This is a genomic window from Amycolatopsis minnesotensis, from assembly GCF_039529815.1.
In the GTDB taxonomy this organism is placed as follows: Bacteria; Actinomycetota; Actinomycetes; order Mycobacteriales; family Pseudonocardiaceae; genus Amycolatopsis; species Amycolatopsis minnesotensis.
On sequence record NZ_BAAANN010000014.1, the window covers coordinates 171,453 to 189,072 of the forward strand.

The 17,620-nt window shown below is 68.3% G+C and carries 18 protein-coding genes; 11 read left to right on the forward strand and 7 right to left on the reverse strand.

Annotation, left to right across the window (positions count from 1 at the left end):
• Positions 1 to 17 precede the first annotated feature (17 nt).
• A complete protein-coding gene (locus ABD256_RS19535; RefSeq protein ID WP_344420370.1) occupies positions 18 to 395 on the reverse strand; it encodes a hypothetical protein in 378 nt (125 codons plus the stop codon).
• Positions 396 to 402: 7 nt separating this feature from the next.
• Positions 403 to 1,368, reverse strand: a complete 966-nt coding sequence (trpS, locus tag ABD256_RS19540) for a tryptophan--tRNA ligase (RefSeq protein ID WP_344420372.1) — start codon at positions 1,366 to 1,368, stop codon at positions 403 to 405.
• A gap of 324 nt (positions 1,369 to 1,692) precedes the next feature.
• On the opposite strand from trpS, the gene ABD256_RS19545 reads away from it, so the two are divergent.
• Entirely contained in the window at positions 1,693 to 1,992 is a 300-nt protein-coding gene (locus ABD256_RS19545) for a YciI family protein (protein WP_344420375.1), read from the forward strand.
• Between the two features lie 63 nt (positions 1,993 to 2,055).
• Here the strand turns inward: ABD256_RS19545 and ABD256_RS19550 are convergent, their stop codons facing one another.
• On the reverse strand, positions 2,056 to 2,208 hold the full coding sequence (locus tag ABD256_RS19550; RefSeq protein WP_215541848.1) for a hypothetical protein: 153 nt from the start codon (positions 2,206 to 2,208) through the stop codon (positions 2,056 to 2,058).
• A 162-nt stretch (positions 2,209 to 2,370) separates the two neighbouring features.
• Here ABD256_RS19550 and typA point away from each other — a divergent pair, with 162 nt between their 5' ends.
• From typA to ABD256_RS19585, 7 genes are all read left to right on the forward strand, one after another.
• The gene (typA, locus tag ABD256_RS19555) at positions 2,371 to 4,308 is read left to right on the forward strand and encodes a translational GTPase TypA (RefSeq protein ID WP_425546474.1); all 1,938 of its coding nucleotides are present in this window, start codon (positions 2,371 to 2,373) and stop codon (positions 4,306 to 4,308) included.
• A 174-nt stretch (positions 4,309 to 4,482) separates the two neighbouring features.
• Entirely contained in the window at positions 4,483 to 6,237 is a 1,755-nt protein-coding gene (locus tag ABD256_RS19560) for an ABC transporter family substrate-binding protein (RefSeq protein WP_425546476.1), read from the forward strand.
• Between the two features lie 146 nt (positions 6,238 to 6,383).
• Positions 6,384 to 8,177, forward strand: a complete 1,794-nt coding sequence (locus ABD256_RS19565; protein ID WP_344420384.1) for an ABC transporter substrate-binding protein — start codon at positions 6,384 to 6,386, stop codon at positions 8,175 to 8,177.
• Entirely contained in the window at positions 8,174 to 9,178 is a 1,005-nt protein-coding gene (locus tag ABD256_RS19570; protein WP_344420538.1) for an ABC transporter permease, read from the forward strand. Before ABD256_RS19565 ends, ABD256_RS19570 begins: the two co-directional genes overlap by 4 nt.
• A 4-nt stretch (positions 9,179 to 9,182) precedes the next feature.
• Positions 9,183 to 10,061, forward strand: a complete 879-nt coding sequence (locus ABD256_RS19575; protein ID WP_344420541.1) for an ABC transporter permease — start codon at positions 9,183 to 9,185, stop codon at positions 10,059 to 10,061.
• Between the two features lie 34 nt (positions 10,062 to 10,095).
• Positions 10,096 to 10,851 carry a MerR family transcriptional regulator gene (locus ABD256_RS19580; RefSeq protein WP_344420387.1) on the forward strand — a complete coding sequence of 252 codons (756 nt, stop codon included), beginning with the start codon at positions 10,096 to 10,098 and terminating at the stop codon, positions 10,849 to 10,851.
• 35 nt (positions 10,852 to 10,886) lie between these two features.
• On the forward strand, positions 10,887 to 12,038 hold the full coding sequence (locus ABD256_RS19585; RefSeq protein WP_344420390.1) for an alpha/beta hydrolase family protein: 1,152 nt from the start codon (positions 10,887 to 10,889) through the stop codon (positions 12,036 to 12,038).
• Here ABD256_RS19585 and ABD256_RS19590 read toward each other — a convergent pair.
• The 4 genes from ABD256_RS19590 to ABD256_RS19605 form a co-directional block, all read right to left on the reverse strand.
• Complete coding sequence (locus ABD256_RS19590; RefSeq protein ID WP_344420393.1) at positions 12,027 to 12,692, reverse strand: hypothetical protein; 666 nt, start codon at positions 12,690 to 12,692, stop codon at positions 12,027 to 12,029. The two genes, ABD256_RS19585 and ABD256_RS19590, sit on opposite strands and share 12 nt — an antisense overlap.
• 61 nt (positions 12,693 to 12,753) lie before the next feature.
• Positions 12,754 to 12,996 (reverse strand): DUF397 domain-containing protein, encoded by a 243-nt coding sequence (locus ABD256_RS19595; protein WP_344420396.1) that lies wholly within the window; start codon positions 12,994 to 12,996, stop codon positions 12,754 to 12,756.
• Positions 12,983 to 13,858, reverse strand: a complete 876-nt coding sequence (locus ABD256_RS19600) for a helix-turn-helix domain-containing protein (protein ID WP_344420398.1) — start codon at positions 13,856 to 13,858, stop codon at positions 12,983 to 12,985. The genes ABD256_RS19595 and ABD256_RS19600 overlap by 14 nt, the downstream gene beginning before the upstream one ends.
• Positions 13,859 to 14,020: 162 nt before the next feature.
• Positions 14,021 to 15,184 (reverse strand): HNH endonuclease signature motif containing protein, encoded by a 1,164-nt coding sequence (locus ABD256_RS19605; RefSeq protein WP_344420543.1) that lies wholly within the window; start codon positions 15,182 to 15,184, stop codon positions 14,021 to 14,023.
• Positions 15,185 to 15,688: 504 nt separating this feature from the next.
• Between ABD256_RS19605 and ABD256_RS19610 the strand changes: the two genes are divergently transcribed.
• Genes ABD256_RS19610 through ABD256_RS19620 form a run of 3 tightly spaced genes read left to right on the forward strand, consistent with a single transcriptional unit; the run spans position 15,689 to position 17,477 of the window.
• Positions 15,689 to 16,282 (forward strand): TetR/AcrR family transcriptional regulator, encoded by a 594-nt coding sequence (locus ABD256_RS19610; protein WP_344420401.1) that lies wholly within the window; start codon positions 15,689 to 15,691, stop codon positions 16,280 to 16,282.
• Positions 16,279 to 17,109, forward strand: coding sequence for an alpha/beta fold hydrolase (locus ABD256_RS19615; RefSeq protein WP_344420403.1), 831 nt, complete (start codon positions 16,279 to 16,281; stop codon positions 17,107 to 17,109). Before ABD256_RS19610 ends, ABD256_RS19615 begins: the two co-directional genes overlap by 4 nt.
• Before the next feature lie 5 nt (positions 17,110 to 17,114).
• Positions 17,115 to 17,477, forward strand: coding sequence for a DUF6191 domain-containing protein (locus tag ABD256_RS19620; RefSeq protein WP_344420406.1), 363 nt, complete (start codon positions 17,115 to 17,117; stop codon positions 17,475 to 17,477).
• Positions 17,478 to 17,620: the final 143 nt, after the last annotated feature.

The following is a 17,620-nucleotide window of genomic DNA, read 5'->3' on the forward strand; positions in this document are numbered from 1 at the left end:
CTCAGCGGCCCGTGCGCTCAGCCGCCGAACAGCACCCAGAGTTCCCAGCCGGGGGTGACCGAGCGGCATTCGCTGCGGACCACCGCCGGGTCGCCCTGGTATTTCGCGTACCGCTCGTTCTCGCACGCGATGAGCTCGCGGTCGGACCAGTACCGCTTCATCATGCGCCACCCGGGCCCGGCAGGCGTCGACGCCTGATCCGCGACGGTCGTCGCGGGCGTGGCCGGTGCGGCCGAGGCGACCGCGGGTGCGCTCGCCCCGCACACGGCGGTGGCCGCGGCCGCGGTGAGTACCGCCTTCTTGAGCAGTGTCTTCTTGTGCAAAGTGCTCCCCAGTTCCTTCTCGCCCCCGGTGTTCACCGGGGGCGAGAAGAAGATGGCAGGGGGCAGTTTCACATCGGTTTCATCCCGCGCCGATGAGCCGGAGCGCGCTCTGCAGGCGGTGCTCGCCCCGTGCGGACGCCCGCGCCGCGCCCGCCTTGCGCACCCGGTCCAGCTCGGCCGCGTCGGCGAGCAGGGCCGCCGCGCCCTCCCGCACCGGGCGCAGCACTTCGATCACCGCGTCCGCGACGGTCTCCTTGAGCGCGCCGTAGGAGGAGTGCTCCTCGGCGAGGTCCGCCGGGGCGCGTCCCGTGCACGCGGCGAGGATGTCCAGCAGGTTCGCCAGCCCCGGCCGCGTTCCCGGCTCGTAGGCGGGGGTCCGCCCCGCATCGGTGACCGCGCGCATGATCTTGCGCCGCACCAGGTCCGGCTCGTCGAGCACGAACACCACACCCGCCTTGTCCTGGGTGGACTTCGACATCTTGCGCGTGGGGTCGGCGAGGTCGCGCACGCGTGCGCCCACCTTCGGCAGCACCGCCTCCGGCATCGTGAACACCTCGCCGTAGGTGCCGTTGAACCGGCGCGCCAGCGCACGCGCGAGTTCCACGTGCTGGCGCTGGTCCTCGCCGACGGGCACCTCCGACGCGCCCTGCAACAGGATGTCCGCCGCCATCAGCACCGGATAGGTGAGCAGGCTGAGCCGGACGCCGCTGCGCCCTTCCGCCTTTTCCTTGAACTGGATCATTCGCGCCGCTTCGCCGTAGCTCGCGGTGCATTCCAGCACCCAGGTGAGCGCGCCGAGTTCGCGCGCGAGATCGGACTGCACGAACATCCGTTCCTCGGGTATCCCGGTCGCGATCAGCACCGCGAGCTGTTCACCGGCGAGCGCGCGCAGCTTTCCCGGGTTGTGCGTGGTGGTCATCGCGTGCAGGTCGGAGATGAAGTACAGATCCTGCTCGCCGCCCTCGACCGCCCACCGCCGCAGCGCGCCGAGGTAGTTGCCGAGCTGGACGTGTCCGGACGGGGTGATGCCGGAAAGCCTGGTCATGGTGGTGCGTCTCCTCTTCGGGTCACCGCCGCCCCAGGAGAAGGCGCCCCCCAGACATGCGAAAGGCCGCCCGTGCGGGGCGGCCTGGTCTGGTGCGCTGTGCCTCAGGTGCGCAGAGTCAGTGGCCGCCGGTCGGGGGCCACCACTGGTTACGGAAGGTCAGCACGCGGCGAGTGTAGCGCAGCCGCACGGTCATCGAAAGGCAAACCGGGGTCAAGCGCGGGCAAAGAAAAGAACGTACGTACGGTTTCATTCGAAAAAGAATTCGTATCGACTCGGGCGCCGGCTGGTGTCATCGGGATCGCGCGGGTTTAACCTTCGAATATGTTTGTCGTACTGCTGACCTACACAGCGCCCATCGAAGAGATCGACTACGTGCTGCCCGATCACGCCGACTGGCTGACGAAGCAGTACGAGAACGGACATTTCCTCGCGTCCGGTAAACGCAATCCCTGTATCGGGGGAGTGATTGTCACCCGTCCGATGGCAAGGGGGAAACTCGACGCGATACTGGCCACCGACCCGTTCGCGCTCCAGCACCTCGCCACCTACGAGGTGATCGAGTTCTCCCCGACGAGGACCGCGCCCGAACTCCGCCCGGTGAACGAAGCCGTCGCGCACTGAGCCGTCGCTCACGGGGTTCCCGCCCGCTCCGACGGCACGCCGACGAGGAAGAGGCGGGGGAGGTCAGGCGGCGAGCTTCTCCTTCGCCTTCTTCAGCGCGAGCACGGGGCACTTCTTGCAACGCGACTTCGACCGGCAGCACTTCTTCTTGACCTTGCCCGCCTTGATCAGCTTGCGGACCCGCTCCCGAGGGTCCTTCGCGCCCTTTTTGCCCATGGGCACACGTTAGGTGAGGCTAACCGAAAGGTGGGCGTGGCGCTGGTCACAAAGGGGTCACGGGTATCCTGGGACGCGACTGCGTGTGGCCACTGTGGGCCGCTTGTGCATACCGACTGCCGCGGTCACCACACCAGCAGGTTCAGTCTTTTGGAGTCTCGCGTGCCCGCAGCCAGCGTCATCGACAAGAGCGCCGGTGAGTCCGTGCCCACCCGTACCCGTCCCGATCTGCGCAACGTCGCCATCGTGGCACACGTCGACCACGGTAAGACCACCCTGGTCGACGCCATGCTGCGCCAGTCCGGCGCGTTCGCCGAGCGTGCCGAGCTCGTCGACCGCGTGATGGACTCCGGCGAGCTGGAGCGAGAAAAGGGCATCACCATCCTCGCGAAGAACACGTCCATCCATCGCCAGACGCCGGACGGCCAGGTCACCATCAACGTGATCGACACCCCCGGCCACGCCGACTTCGGCGGCGAGGTCGAGCGCGGGCTCGCCATGGTCGACGGCGTGGTCCTGCTCGTCGACGCGAGCGAGGGCCCGCTGCCGCAGACCAGGTTCGTGCTGCGCAAGACCCTCGAAGCCGGTCTCCCGGTGATCCTCGTGGTCAACAAGACCGACCGGCCCGACGCCCGGATCTCCGAGGTCGTCGACGAGACGCACGACCTGCTGCTCGACCTGGCGGGCGACATCGAGGACGCCGACCACGACGCGATCCTCGACCTGCCGGTCGTCTACGCCTCCGCCCGCGCGGGCAAGGCGAGCCTCGAACAGCCCGCCGACGGTGACGTTCCCGACAGCGAGAACCTCGACTCGCTGTTCGACACGCTGCTCCGCCACGTGCCGCCGCCGGTCGCCGACGTCGACGGCCCGCTGCGCGCGCTGGTGACGAACCTCGACGCGTCGAACTTCCTCGGCCGCATCGCGCTGATCCGCATCCACTCCGGCGAGCTGCGCAAGGGCCAGACGGTGGCCTGGATGCGCGAGGACGGCACGGTCCAGAACGTCCGCATCTCCGAGCTGCTGGTCACCGAGGCGCTGACCCGCGTCCCGGCGACCGAGGCCGCGGCCGGCGACCTGGTCGCGATCGCGGGCATCCCGGACATCACGATCGGCGACACCCTCGCCGACGTGGAGAACCCGGAGGCGCTGCCCCGGATCGCGGTCGACGAGCCGGCCATCTCGATGACCATCGGCGTCAACACCTCCCCGCTCGCCGGGCGCAGCGGTGGCGACAAGGTCACCGCGCGGCTGGTGAAGGCGCGGCTGGACTCCGAGCTGATCGGTAACGTCAGCATCCGCGTGCTGCCCACCGAGCGCCCCGACACCTGGGAGGTGCAGGGCCGTGGCGAGCTGGCGCTGGCGATCCTCGTCGAGCAGATGCGCCGCGAGGGCTTCGAGCTGACCGTCGGCAAGCCACAGGTGGTCACCAAGACCATCGACGGCAAGCTGCACGAGCCGTTCGAGCGCCTGTCGATCGACACGCCGGAGGAGCACCTCGGCGGCATCACGCAGCTCCTCGCCGCGCGCAAGGGGCGCATGGAGCACATGGGCGGGCACGGCACCGGCAGGCTCAAGCTGGACTACGTGCTCCCGGCGCGCGGCCTGATCGGGTTCCGCACCGACTTCCTCACCGAGACCCGCGGCACCGGGATCGCGAACCACGTGTTCGAGGGCTACCACCCGTGGGCGGGCGAGATCCGCACCCGGCACAGCGGCTCGCTGGTCGCCGACCGGTCCGGGCCGATCACCGCGTACGCGATGATCCAGCTCGCCGACCGCGGCACGTTCTTCGTCGAGCCGGGCGCCGAGGTGTACGAGGGCATGGTCGTCGGGGAGAACCCGCGCGCCGAGGACCTCGACATCAACATCACCAAGGAGAAGAAGCTGACGAACATGCGCCAGTCCTCCGCCGACGTGATGGAGACACTGGCCAGGCCGCGCAAGATGGGCCTGGAAGAGGCGCTGGAGTTCTGCTCCGTCGACGAGTGCGTCGAGGTCGCGCCGGACGTGGTCCGGATCCGCAAGGTCACCCTCGACTTCAGCACCCGTGCGAAGGAGCGGTCGCGCGCGAAGAGCCGCGACAACGGCGCCAACTGACCGTCGCGGTACTGTGCGCCCGGGTCACCCGTTCGCGGGAGGCCCGGGCGCACCGCGCTTTTACCGGTCATCTGGAAATCTCGCGGACACGCCACGGGGACACATGGCACCATTGCGTGCTCCGGCTGGAACCTGAACGAGACGGGAGGCGGCGTGCGCGGGACCGGGAAGCGGGTGCGGACCCGTCGGATCCTCCCGCCGCTGGCGGCTCTGCTCGCCGCGGTGCTCGGGGCCTGCTCGAACACCCCGCCGCCGCCCGTGGTCACCTCGCCCGCCGCGCAGACCACCACCGCGAAGAACCCGTCCCAGATCGTCTTCGGCGTCGACGACATCAGCGGCGGGTTCAACCCGCACAACATCGCCGACTCCTCCACGGTGACCTCCGCGCTCTCGCAGCTCGTGCTGCCCTCGGTGTTCCGCTCCGACGAAACGGGCAAGCCGGTGCTCGACAAGAGCCTGATGCGCTCGGCGGAGGTGATCTCGCAGCAGCCGTTCACGGTGGCCTACGAGATCAAGCAGGAGGCGTCGTGGAGCGACGGTGCGCCGATCGCGGTCGAGGACTTCATCTACCTCTACAACCAGATGCGCGACAACCCTGGCGTGGTGCAGCCCGCCGGGTACCGGCAGATCAACAACATCCAGCCGGGTGAAGGCGGCAAACGCGTCGAGGTGACCTTCACCAAGCCCTACCCCGGCTGGCAGACGCTGTTCTCGAACCTGATGCCCTCGCACCTGCTCAAGGACGCGCCCGGCGGCTGGCAGAACGCGCTGGAGGGCGGTTTCCCCGCGGTCGCGGGCCCGTTCTCGGTGAAGACGATGGACCGGGACCGCGGCGAGATCGTCCTCGAACGCAACGAGCGCTACTGGGACAAGGTGGCCGCGGTCGACCAGATCGTGCTGCGCCGCACCGATCAGGTCGGCATGGTCGACGCGCTGCGCAGCGGCAACGACCAGTTCGCGCTCTACCGCACGGACGAAACCGGCCTGAAGCGGCTCAGCGAGCTCGGCACCGCCGTGCGGCTGCACACCATCCCGCGCCCGTTCGTCGCGGAGCTGCTGCTGCGGCCCGCGGGCGGCGTGCTCACCGACGAGCGCACGCGGGCCGGGGTTTCCGCGCTCATCGACCGCAAACAGCTCATCGACCAGGGCGTCGCGGGCGGCCCGTCGGCGACGCTGCACGCCGACGCGCAGGTGCTCGCGCCGTCGATGCCGGGGTACGCGCCGACGGTGCCCGCCGCGGGCGCGCCGGGCACGCCGGACCCGCAGCGCGCGCAGGAGCAGCTCGCCGCGGCCGGCTACACCAAGGAAGCGGGCACCTGGCGCAAGGACGGCAAGCCGCTGTCGCTCGTGATCGGCTCGCCTGGCCAGCAGGAGCCGTACGCCACGATCGCGAAGAAACTGGCGTCGCAGCTCGTCGCGGCCGGTGTCGAGGTGCGCACGGTCGCGCCGCAGCCGCGGGACCTGTTCTCCGGCCAGCTCGCGATGCCGGTCAAGACCAGCCAGCCGTCGTCGTCGGCGACGCCGAGCACCACCCCGGAGACCGGCGGCAGCAGCGGAGTGGGCATCGACATCGCGGTGGTGCCGCAGCCCGTCGGCGGTGATCCCGCGTCGGTGCTGGCGTCGCAGTTCGGCTGCCGCCCCGCCCCGCAGAACTCCGACGACCAGGCGCCGGCGGTGCCCGCGAACTCGGCCGCCTTCTGCCAGAAGAGCCTGCAGCCCGCGATCGATTCCGCGCTCAGCGGCGCGACGCCGATGCCGGAGGCGCTGGCCACGCTCGAACCCGAGCTGTGGCGCCAGCACGTCGTGATCCCGTTGTTCCAGCTCGCCGACACGCTCGCGGTCGGAAACGGGATTTCCGGCCTGACACCCGGTCCGCCGCTGATGGGGCCATTCGGGGGAGCCGTCAACTGGACTCGTGGCGCGAAGTAACAGCTTTTCCGGGAATTGTTCGAAAGAGAAATTACCCTTTGGTCACAATGGCCGCCCAAGCCGTGACTCAGTGTGTTTGTCTTCGTAGCGTGCACCCGGAGTGCGAGGGGCGGGTACTGGTTCAGTGCTAGGAGGGCACATCCACGATGAGAAGATCCCGAGCTGTCCGCGCCGGGTCCGTGCTGACTGCCGCGGTGCTCGCGTTGAGCGCGTGCAGCGGCGGAACGGACGGCAAGGCGGGCGCGAACGTCGACGTCAACGCCATGAAGACCGGAAAACTCGAAAGTGGTGACGATTACAAGCTCGCCGAAGCCCCGGAAAGCGAAGAGGTGAAGGTCGGAGTCGACGATTCCTTCACCTCCTACAACGCGAACGTGCCCGGCGCCGGGCATCCCGGTGCCAATGCGGTGCTGACCACCGTGCTGGCGAAGCCGTTCGAACTCGACGGCGCGAACAAGGTGCTGCTGAACCGGGACGTGATGGATTCGGTCACGGTGCTGGCCAAGGACCCGCAGGTGGTCCAGTGGAAGATCAAAGCGGACGTGAAGTGGTCCGACGGGCGGCCGTGGAGCTGCCGCGATCTCTATCTGAGCTGGCTCGCGCAGAGCGGCCTGCCGAAGGGCGCCGACGGAAAACCGGTGTTCACCCCTGGTGACTCCGGCGGGTTCAACCTCGTCGACAGCGCGGCCTGCAAGGACGAAACGACCTTCGAGGCCCACTTCAAAAAGCCCTACCTCGACTACAAGGGCCTGTTCTCCACCACGGGATGGGTGCTGCCGTCGCACATCCTCGAAGCGAAGACCGGAATTCCGGACGTCACCGCGCTGACCCCGGCCGGCGACCCGGCGGCGCTGAAGAAGGCGGCCGATTTCTGGAACAAGGGCTGGCTCGAATTCAACCCCGAACTGATGCCGGCGTCGGGGCCGTACAAACTCGTCGCGGTCGACAAGAACGCCGAATCGGTGACGCTGGAAAAGAATCCGCAGTGGGCGGGCGCGAAGGGTGGCCCGAAGAAGATCACCGTGCGCGTCATCAAGGACCGGAACGAAATGGCGTCGGCGCTGGAGAACGGCGAAATCGACGTGGTTTCGTCCAGTCAGCCGGACGAAAGCGTGACGAAGAAACTGCAGGGGCTCGCCGGGAAGGGCATTGTCTGCGGTTCCGCGCAGCTCCTTTCCTTCGAGCACCTCGACTTCAACTACAAGCGCATGTTCGGCGATGTCGTGCTGCGCAGGGCGTTCATGGCGGCGGTGGACCGCAAGGCGATCGTGGACAAGCTGATCAAGCCGGTCTACGCCGACGCGCAACCGCTCGGCAGCGTGCAGTTCTTCCAGGGTGAGCCCGGTTACCAGGACCGGTACGGCGCGAAGTCGGGGCTCGGCCCGGAGGCGGCGGCGAAGATCCTCAGCGACGCGGGATGGGTGAAGGACCCCGACGGGATCTTCGCCAAGAACGGCAAGCGGTTCGAGGTGACCATCACGCACGCGGCGAGCGAGCTCCGCACGAGCACGGTCCAGTTGATCACCACGCAGGCCAAGCAGGCCGGGATACTGGTGCACGACGAGCTGGACCCGAAGTTCACCAAGGGCCGCGCGCAGCAGGGCGGGTACGACATCGCGCTGTTCGCCTGGAGCCAGGCGCCGTTCAAGGCGGAAGGGGCCCCGGTCTACAAGTCGGCGGGGAACGGTCCTTCGCAGAACTGGCAGGGCCTGTCCGACCCGAAGGTCGACCAGGCGTTCACCACCGCGGTCTCGACGACCGATCCCGCCGAGGCCGCCAGGCAGTACGCGGCGGCGGACCAGGCGATCGCCGACCAGTACGCGACGCTCCCGCTGTACGCGGCGCCCTCGCTGTGGGCGTTCCGCGGTATCGACCGCGTCTACCTGCAGTCCTACAACGGCGTGCTGTGGAACGTCGGCGAGTGGGCGAGGACGAGCTGAACCTGACGCGGTATGTGCTGCGCCGGCTCGCGATTTCCGTGCCGACGCTGCTGGTGGCCACCTTCGTGTGCTTCCTGCTGGTGGCCGCCGCCGGTGATCCGCTCGCCGAGCAGCGATCGCGTCCTGGTGCGAACCAGGACGCGATCGCGGTGCTCGCGCACGAACTCCGGCTCGACGAGGGCGTGGTGCCGAGGTACTTCCACTGGCTCGGCGGATTCCTCAGCGGTGACTGGGGTTCTTCGATCGCGCTCGAGCCGGTGTTCGACAAGGTCACCAGCGCCTACGGGGTGACGTTCGGCCTGGTGATCGGCGCCGAGGTGCTGGCGCTGGTGACCGGGGTGCTGGTCGGCGTGGTGGCCGCGGTGCGCCAGTACCGGCTCGCCGACCACGTCGCCACGGCGCTGGCGTTCCTGCTGTTCGCGATGCCGGTGTTCTGCATCGCGCTGGTGCTCAAGGACTTCGCGGTCCAGCTCAACGACTGGGTCCGCGACCTCGGGCTCACCGGCCTGCTCGGCAACCCGTGGATCAGGACGTCGAGCCCGGAAAGCCTGGAATCGCACGGGTTCGGCGACCTCGTCGTGAAGTACATCGGCGCGTACCTGCTGCCGACGCTGGCGGTCATGGCCGTCAGTTTCGCGGGCTACAGCCGTTTCCAGCGCGCTTCGATGCTCGAAACGCTGAACACCGACTACGTGCGCACCGCGCGGGCGAAGGGGATCTCACCGGCGCGCGTGATCTTCCGGCACGCCTTCCGGAACGCGCTCATCCCGGTCGCCACCCTGTTTTCGCTCAACTTCGGCGTGGTGCTCTCCGGTGCCGTGATCACCGAACGCGTGTTCAACTGGAACGGCATGGGCTCCGTGCTCGTCACCGCGGTGAACGCCGACGACCCGTACCTGCTGATGGGCTGGATCGTGCTGATCGGGGCGACCGTGGTCGTCGCGAACCTCGTCGCGGACGTCTGCTACGGCGTGCTGGACCCGAGGATCCGCGTTGGCTGACGACATGAACGCGCTTCTCGCGCAGCGACCCCCGGACCCCCCGCGGAGCCAGGTGCGGCGGGGGCGGCTCGTGCTGCGGCGGTTCCGGCGGCACCGGCTCGCGATGGCCGGCGTCGTGGCGCTCGCGGTGCTCGTGCTGGCGGTGCTGATCGTGCCGCTGTGGTGGCCGCACGACTACGGCGACGCGAGCTTCCCCCCGTTCGTGCCGCCGAACGCGGAGTTTCCGCTCGGCACCAACAAGATCGGCCTGGACATGCTCGCGCAGATCGTGCGCGGCACCCAGCTTTCGCTGCTGATCGCGGTCACCGTGTCGATCGTGGCGACGACGCTGGGGGTGGCGCTCGGTTCGCTCGCGGGGTACCGGCGCGGGTTCACCGACGCGGCGGTTTCGCGGCTGACGGACCTGTTCCTGATCGTCCCGCAGATCGCCGTCGCGGCGATTCTGGTGAAGGTGTTCGACGGTAGCTGGTTCACCGTCGCGCTGATCCTCTCCGCGTTCTACTGGACCCAGTCCGCCAGGATCACGCGGGGCGAGGCGATGTCCCTCGCGCAGCGCGAGTTCGTCGAATCGGCGCGGGCGGCGGGCGCGGGCACGGCGCGGATCATCACCAGGCACCTGCTGCCCAACATGACCGGCACCATCGCGGTCAACGCCACCCTCGCCGTCGCGCAGGCGGTGCTGCTGGAGGCGGGCCTGTCGTTCGTCGGCCTCGGCGTGCAGCTACCGGACACCTCGCTCGGCAGGATCATCTTCGACAACTACACCCAGTTCAGCGGCCGCCCGTGGCTGTTCTTCTGGCCGTTCGGCGTGCTGGTGCTGATCTCGCTGGCGCTGAACTTCATCGGCGACGGCCTGCGCGACGCGTTCGACGCGCGGACTTGAACCTCACGTAACGGGAGGATCTACCGTGGGTCCCATGACCGGGACCGAGGGCAAGGCGCGCTGGAGCGTCGGCGCACTGGCGAAGGCCGCCGGTCTGACGGTCCGCACGCTGCACCACTACGACGAGATCGGGCTGCTGTGCCCCGGCGAACGGTCGCCGTCGGGGCACCGCCGCTACACCGAACCCGATCTGCACCGGCTGTACCAGATCAGGCTGCTGCGGCAGATCGGCATGCCGCTGACCGAAATCGGCGACGCGCTCGATCGCGGCGTACTGCGCGAAGTGCTGACCGCGCGCGTCGAACTGCTCGACCAGCAGGCGCGGCGGCTGACCGCGCTGAGCCAGCAGACCAGCGCGCTGCTCGACCAGCTCGACCGCTCGGACTGGGCGGACCCGGTGCTCCTGCAGGCCAAGCTGACGGTGTTCGAGGAGTACCTCACGCCGGAGCAGCACGCGCTGATGGACGCGCACGTCGAAGGTCTCGACGAGGCAGCAAAGTCCACTATGGACACCGAGTGGTTCGTGCTGTTCCGGAGGATGGTCGAGCACTACCGCGCCGGGACACCGGAAGCCGACCCGGCGCTGCTGGCGGACGCGGCACGCCTCGCCGATCTGGGGCGGACGTTCACCGGCGGCGACGCCGGGATCTGGGACTCGATGGTCAAGTTCTTCCGTGAACGGGGCGGCGGCGTGCTGAACTCGCTCACCGGGGAAACCGATTTCGAGCTGGACGACGATTTCTGGGATTATGTGAGTTCGGCGATTTCCGCCGCGCTTTCCGATAGGTAATTCGCACTGGAGGGAATATGTTTCGCAGGACAAGTGTGCTTTTCGCCGCCCTGCTGATCGCGGGCGGTGGGGTCGCCGGTGCCGCCGGGCCACCGGTTTCGGTGCCCCTTTCGCTGCCCGCGCCGAGCGGGCCGGACCGGGTCGGGGCCACCAGGCTGCACCTCGTCGACGCGGCGAGGAAGGACCCGTGGCGGCCGGACACCGTGCGCGAGCTGATGGCCACCGTGTTCTACCCGGCCCGGTCGGCGCGCGGCTACCCGGTCATGCCGCAGTTGACGGCGAAGGAGGGAAAACTGTTCGGGGAGACGGCGGTGATCCCGCATCCGGAACTGCCGCCGAACGAGGACTGGGCCGCCACGATGACGCATTCCCACCTCGGCGCGCCCGTCGCGGCAGGGCGGCACCCGGTGCTGCTGTACACCCCGGGGCTCGGGGATCCGCGCACGGTCAACAGCGGGCTCGCGGAGGAACTGGCGAGCCGCGGCTACGTGGTGGTCGCGATGGACCATCCCGGTGAGACGTTCGCGGTCGAGTTCCCGGACGGGCACGTCCGCGGGTTCGAAATCCCCGGCGACCCTGGACGGACGCCCGAGCTGTACCGGAAGGCGATCGAAACCCGGCTCGCCGACGTCCGGTTCGTGCTCGGCCAGGTGACCGCGCTCGCGGCGGGGCGGAACCCGGATGCGGAGCGGCGGCCGCTGCCGAGCGGTCTCACCCGCGCGCTCGACCCGCGCCGGATCGGCGTCTTCGGGCATTCCGGGGGTGGCGCGGCCGCGTCCGAGGCGATGCACGAGAACCCGGCGATCGACGCCGCGGTCAACCTCGAAGGCTTCCTCGACTACATCGAGGGCGATCCGCTGCCGATCGCCGCCGAGGGCACCCGGCGGCCGCTGCTGCTGTTCGGCACCGCGGACTACCAGAAGGCGTACCCGAGGTTCGAACGCTCGTGGCAGGCCGTGCTCGCCAAGTCCCCGTGCCAGGTCGGCAAAAGCATTCTCGGCGACGCGTCGCACTGGGCGCTCACCGACTTCGCCTCCATGGTGCCGCAGCTCCAGGCGGCCGGGCTGATGACCGAGCAGGGCAGGGATGCCTTCGTCGGCGCGATCGATCCGGCGGTGTCGGTCCCGGCGGTCCGCGCCGCGGTGGTGGCCTTCTTCGACCGGCACGTGCGCCGGTCAGCGTCTTAGCCTGCTGAGCGCGTCGAGCAGCAGGACCGTGTCGTCGGCGTTGAGCGGCGGTTTGGCCAGCTTCCGGCCGCCGTTCCAGAAGTGGGAGCCCTCGGCGCTCACGGTGGTCGCGGAGCGGACCGTCAACGGCTGCTCGCCGCGCGCCGCGGTGTAGAAGTAGCCCTGGATGTCCGCGGTGGTCGTTTCGGTGTGGTCGAGGAGCTGGACCACACCGTTGGCCACCGCCCGCACCTCGCACGGGTTGAACGCGGGCAGGCAGGCCGAATCGCCCGTGGTGGCGGGCGGCTCCTCCAGCTCCACCGCGACCGACCCGTATGCGGCGCGCTCGTCGGCGACCAGCGCGGCCGCGTGCCGTTTCGTGGACCGCTCGGACTGGGTGACCGAGGACAGCACGTTCTGCACCCGCAGCCCGGGAGAATGCCGCGAGATGAACGTGTGCAGCACGTCCGCGAGCTGCTCGGCCCGCTGGTCGGAAGCGACTTCCCCGGTGCTGAGCCGCTCCGGCGCGGAGGGCCGCACCCCGGGATCCGGCCTCGACGGCGGGGGCGTGCCGGTACCCGCGTCGGACTCGCCCGCCGGCGCGCAGGCCGCCAGTGCGATCGCGAGCGCCGATCCGAAGACCAGCACACGGGTGCTGTTGAGCCGCATGGGCATGTTCCCTCCCCGAAACATGACCCCATCGTGCCCCTGGAGATACGTCGAGGGCGGTACGAGTTCAACCGCGCCGAAGATCGCTCAAGAAGGTGCGCCACGCGGCGCGGGTGATGCTCAAGTTCCCGCCAAGGCGGTCCTTGGTGTCCCGCACGAACGTGGTGGCGGAGGTATCGGACACCTCCACGCACGCCCCGTTGGCTGCGCTGTAGCTGCTGGTTCGCCAGCCGACCTCGACGCACGACCCGTTGGCCGTGCTGTGGCTGCTCGTTTGCCAGGCGATACCGCTCGGCTCAGTCCTGCTCATCAGGGTCCTCTCGGTCTAGGTACAGCTCCGTTGCCAAGCTGCTGACCAGGTCCCTCGATTGTGCCTCGGGCAATGCGGTCTCCGCCAGGCTCGCCAGCACTTTGCGGTAGGACCGGATTTCCTCCGGTTCTTCCAAGAACAAGGCTGAGGTCTCCGCTTCCAGGTAGACAACCGGCTTGATCTCCGAGAATTCCATGAAGACGAATGATCCCGCAGCCCCGGCATGCACGCCGACATCAGCGGGTAGTACTCGCAGCGAGATGCTCTGCCGAACCGACATGCGCAACAGGTGATGTAGTTGATCGGACATGACTGCTGGCCCGCCCGCCGGTAGTCGCAGTACGAACTCGTGCAAGTAGAAAATGCAGCGTGCTGGGCGACTGCGGTTGAAGATGCTGGCGCGATCGATCTTAGCGGCGACCCGGTTATCTATCTCGTTGCCAGGCATGTTGGCACTGCACGCAATCACCGCTCGTGCGTAGTCGCTGGTCTGAAGCAACCCTGGCACGACTGTCGGCGCAAACTCATGGATGGCGATCGCTTTGTCTTCGTGGTCGAGGTAGGTGCGGAGCTGCATGGGCAGGCGTGAGCCGTACTGCTGCCACCAGCCGGGTTTGTTGGCCTCTTCGCAGAGTTTGAGCAGGCGCTTGTGCTCGGCACCGCCGATGCGGCAGTACCCGAGCAGGGTCGCCACGTCCGACTCTCTGACCCCGCGCTTGCCGCTGAGCATGCGGGACACCTCGCTCTGCGACCACTGCAACTCCCTCGCGACCTCTTTGCCGGTGACACCCGCCTTCTCCAACGCGGCGCGAAGCGCCTCGCCGAGTTCGCGGGCACGGACGGTGGGCCTCTGATCGGTCATACCCTGAAAAATAGAACGCCAGCCCGGCTGTTTCCGTCGACAACACGGTGCGACCACCGGAAAGAAGCAGCCTATGTCCGCGACGAAATCTCCTTACGAGCGCCGAGAAACCAGGCTTCATGCGTACGCGCTCTCGACGCTCGTAAGAGCCTCTCGCGACTCTCAAGCTGCGCGGGGTTGGGCGGTGTGGATGGTGTTGGTTCTGGGTCTTCGCCACGGGTCTACGAACGCTGGTGGGATGAATTCGGGGTGGCCGTTGACCATGCGGACTTTCCAGTCGCTGTTGTGGAGCAGGCGGTGGTGGTGTCCGCAGAGCAGGACGAGGTTGCCGAGGTCGGTTGTGCCGCCGTTCCACCATTCTTGGACGTGGTGGGCGTCGCAGTGGCGCGGCTTTCGGGTGCAGCCGGGAAAAGCGCAACCGGAATCGCGGATTGCCAGCATGATGCGGAGTGCCTCGGTCACCAATCGCTTGGCGCGCCCGAGTTCCAGTGGTTGCCCGTCGGTGCCGAGCACACCGGGAATGATCTTGCAGTCGCACGCCAGGATGCGGGCTTCGCTCGCGGTGATGTTCGTGACCATGTCCAGGCAGGCCTGCCCGAGCCCTTGTTGGAGGAACTGGAGGGGGATGGTCACGACGATGTCGCCCCGGCCGCTGCTGTGGTTGGGGGCGTCGGGGTGGCTGGCGGCGAGGTGCACGATCTCCATGAACGCATCCCCGTACCGCTCCGCCTTCCCCCGCACCATCGGATTGTCCTCTTTATGCGGCTTGGCCAGCGGTTCCAGGAGCGCCAGGGTTTTCGCGCCGGACACCGGATCGAGTTCGCAGTCGAGCCTGACGGAGCCGTCTTTGCGCTGGCGGACGTTCATGGTGCGTTTGGGCTCGGGGGCGTCGCGGGGTTCGGGGCCGTCGGGGTCGAGGGTGTCGCGCAACCGCTGACCCGCTGCGGCGACTTCCGCTGTGGTCGCGTTGCGGGCGAGGTCGACCAGGGTCTTCTCGGTCTTTTCCCGTTCTTCTGCGGGCATGGTGGCCGGGATCGCTTGTAGTGCCGAGATGATGCCCTCCGCGTGCAGCGGTGAAATCGCACCCTCGGCGGCCGCTTCTCCGGTCAGCGGTGCCGCGGCGGGAATCTGCACACCGCCGACACCGATACCGGGGTTGAGCGCGATCGCCCGCGCGACCAGTTTCCGCATCGCACCTGACGATGTCCGCGCCACCTCGGCCACCAAAGCCGTGGTCGAGGGATAGCCGAGTTCGCGGGAGTCGCCGTTGTCCAGCTGCGCGATCACGCGGCAGAGCCGGGATTCCTGCTGCCACCAGGCCAGCATCTCTTCCCGCAGCAGGGCGACCTTCTCACGCGCGGCGAGCTGCCACAGCTCCCGCTGCGGTTCGGGGGAAGAGTTCTCGGACACGACTCCATTCTACCGCGATCGCACACAGGTTCGACTGATCCATCCAGGTGAACCAAAATAGAAAGTCCAAACTGGACAGTCAAATTACGAATCTGCTTCATGATAGGCGGGAAAAGGCCATAAAATTCGAAGCGAGGGGAACAATCGCGGCGTTAGATTCCCTCAGGGTGGCCTTCGGGGACAATGAAGCCCCCGGTTCCGCCCAAAGTCCGGGATCGTCCATCCGGTTCGAGAGGTGCACCCCGGCGGCCGAACAACGCAAGCCGCTCACCTCGTTCAGTCGAAAGCCTTCTGTGAACCGTCACCCAACACGACACCCGGCCCCGCGACGCGGCACGCTCAAGACGTCCCACCCCAAACTCTGGTAACGTCGTGTTTCTAGAAACACACTGTCACTGAAAGTGAGCGAAGATGCCCCGCATGACCCGCGCCGAGCAGCAGGAACACACGCACGAGCGCCTGCTCGAAGCGGGCCGATCGGTGCTGACGCGGCGGGGGTTCCTGGCGGCCACCGTCGAGGAGATCGCGGTCGAAGCCGGGTACACGCGCGGCGCGCTGTACAAGCACTTCGGCGGCAAGGAGGGGCTGCTGCTGGCCATCCTCGACGCGCACGCCGAGGCCCACCTGCGACTGCTCTCCGAAACGCTGGACGAAGTCACCGACCAGGAAGAGCTGATCGCCGCGTTCGTTCCGAGCGGGTTCACTGACGACGAGGACGCGGCGCGCTGGAGTGCGACCACGGCTGAGTTCAGGGCGTCGGTGATCAGCCAGCCCGAGATCGCCGCGACGGCACTGGCTGCCCAGCGAAAGCACGAGGGACAGATCGTGGCCATGCTGGAGAAGCACTGCGCCCGCCTGGGCATCCGGCCCGCGCTGCCGTTGCCGCAACTGGTGGTCGTGCTGGGCGCGCTGGGCGGCAGCCTGTCCCTGCGCCGCGGCGTCGATCCGGACACCGACGTGGCGGCCATCCTGGGCAACGTCCTCGCGGTCATCTTCCCTGGGACGAAGAAATGAACACCACGAACAACGGTGACATCGACCTCGCCTACGAGACTTTCGGGGCCGCGAAAGGACTTCCCCTCCTGCTGATCCAGGGCGCGAGCGCGCCGATGATCGGGTGGCACGACGAGTTCTGCGCGGCGCTGGTGGCGCGCGGGTTTCACGTCGCCCGCTTCGACAACCGGGACGCGGGCCGGTCTTCTCGTGCCAGGAAGCGTTACACGCTAACGGAAATGGCCGCCGACGGGATCGCCGTACTCGACGCGCTCGGCTGGTCCGGCGCGCACCTGGCTGGCGTGTCGCTCGGCGGCATGATCGCCCAGGTCATGGCCGCCCGGCACGTCGATCGCGTGCTGAGCCTGACTTCGATGTCCTCGGCGCCGGACCCGTTCGTGCGATGGGATCGGCGCACCACCCTCGCCATCCTCAAGTTCCTCGCCGCCACCAGGAAGAAACCCGGCGGACCGAAGGCCGCGGAGGAGAAACTGCTGAAAGTGTTCCGGATCTTCGGATCCACCGGCTACCCGCACGACGAAGCGTGGATCCGGCGGATCGCCCGCGACGGGTTCGAGCACCGGACCGATTTCGCCGCCGCCAAACGCCAGGCGCGCGCGGCGCGCGCGTCGGGGGACCGGACGGCGGAACTGGCCGCGGTCGAGGCGCCGACGCTCGTCATCGCCGGAGAGGCCGATCCGGTTCAGCCCGTGCGGGCCGGGCGGGCGACCGCCGATGCGATCCCCGGCGCGCGGCTGGTCACCTACCCCGGCATGGGGCACGACCTGCCGCGCGAGCTGTGGCCAGCCGTGATCGACGAGATCCACGCACTGGCGGCGAAAGGCTGAGGGACATGGACGTCGCGGTGGTCTGGGTCATGTCCGTGCCCGGCCTGATGTTCCTGCTGCTGCTCGGAATCGTGCTCGAACGCATGATCCGCCGGTGGCGCGACCGGCGGCGGGGCGTCGAGCACGTGACCGGGATGGGACGGGGAAAGCGCTTGGCCGCCGCGCGCGGCACGGAGGAGCTGTTCGCGTTCTTGTTCGGGACGAAGCGCAACGAGCTGGAACACCGCGACGTCGAACTCGTGCTGCGGCAGGACGAGGAAGACGGCGCGCCGCCGGGGAGCCGGATCGACCTCGACTCCGGCGTGGTGCGGCTGAGCGCCCCGAAAAGCCCGAAGTTCAGAGGTACCGGCCAAACCGATCGTCGATGACGCGCGGCGTTCCCGCACGAGACGGCCTTGGCACCGTCGATCGTGCCCTCGACGTTGAGGTCGCCGTTCTGGGTAGTCGCTGGAATCCTTGCCCTTCGGCGCGTTCTTCTCCGTCTCGGTGACCGCGCTCGCGGGCTTGCCGA

Excerpts from the sequence above, each read along its gene's own strand:
- trpS (WP_344420372.1), bottom strand. The coding sequence starts at position 1,368 with ATGACCAGGCTTTCCGGCATCACCCCGTCCGGACACGTCCAGCTCGGC.
- ABD256_RS19545 (WP_344420375.1), top strand. The coding sequence starts at position 1,693 with ATGTTTGTCGTACTGCTGACCTACACAGCGCCCATCGAAGAGATCGAC.
- ABD256_RS19550 (WP_215541848.1), bottom strand. The coding sequence starts at position 2,208 with ATGGGCAAAAAGGGCGCGAAGGACCCTCGGGAGCGGGTCCGCAAGCTG.
- ABD256_RS19565 (WP_344420384.1), top strand. The coding sequence starts at position 6,384 with ATGAGAAGATCCCGAGCTGTCCGCGCCGGGTCCGTGCTGACTGCCGCG.
- ABD256_RS19575 (WP_344420541.1), top strand. The coding sequence starts at position 9,183 with ATGAACGCGCTTCTCGCGCAGCGACCCCCGGACCCCCCGCGGAGCCAG.
- ABD256_RS19580 (WP_344420387.1), top strand. The coding sequence starts at position 10,096 with ATGACCGGGACCGAGGGCAAGGCGCGCTGGAGCGTCGGCGCACTGGCG.
- ABD256_RS19590 (WP_344420393.1), bottom strand. The coding sequence starts at position 12,692 with ATGCCCATGCGGCTCAACAGCACCCGTGTGCTGGTCTTCGGATCGGCG.
- ABD256_RS19595 (WP_344420396.1), bottom strand. The coding sequence starts at position 12,996 with ATGAGCAGGACTGAGCCGAGCGGTATCGCCTGGCAAACGAGCAGCCAC.
- ABD256_RS19600 (WP_344420398.1), bottom strand. The coding sequence starts at position 13,858 with ATGACCGATCAGAGGCCCACCGTCCGTGCCCGCGAACTCGGCGAGGCG.
- ABD256_RS19605 (WP_344420543.1), bottom strand. The coding sequence starts at position 15,184 with ATGCTGGCCTGGTGGCAGCAGGAATCCCGGCTCTGCCGCGTGATCGCG.
- ABD256_RS19610 (WP_344420401.1), top strand. The coding sequence starts at position 15,689 with ATGACCCGCGCCGAGCAGCAGGAACACACGCACGAGCGCCTGCTCGAA.
- ABD256_RS19615 (WP_344420403.1), top strand. The coding sequence starts at position 16,279 with ATGAACACCACGAACAACGGTGACATCGACCTCGCCTACGAGACTTTC.
- ABD256_RS19620 (WP_344420406.1), top strand. The coding sequence starts at position 17,115 with ATGGACGTCGCGGTGGTCTGGGTCATGTCCGTGCCCGGCCTGATGTTC.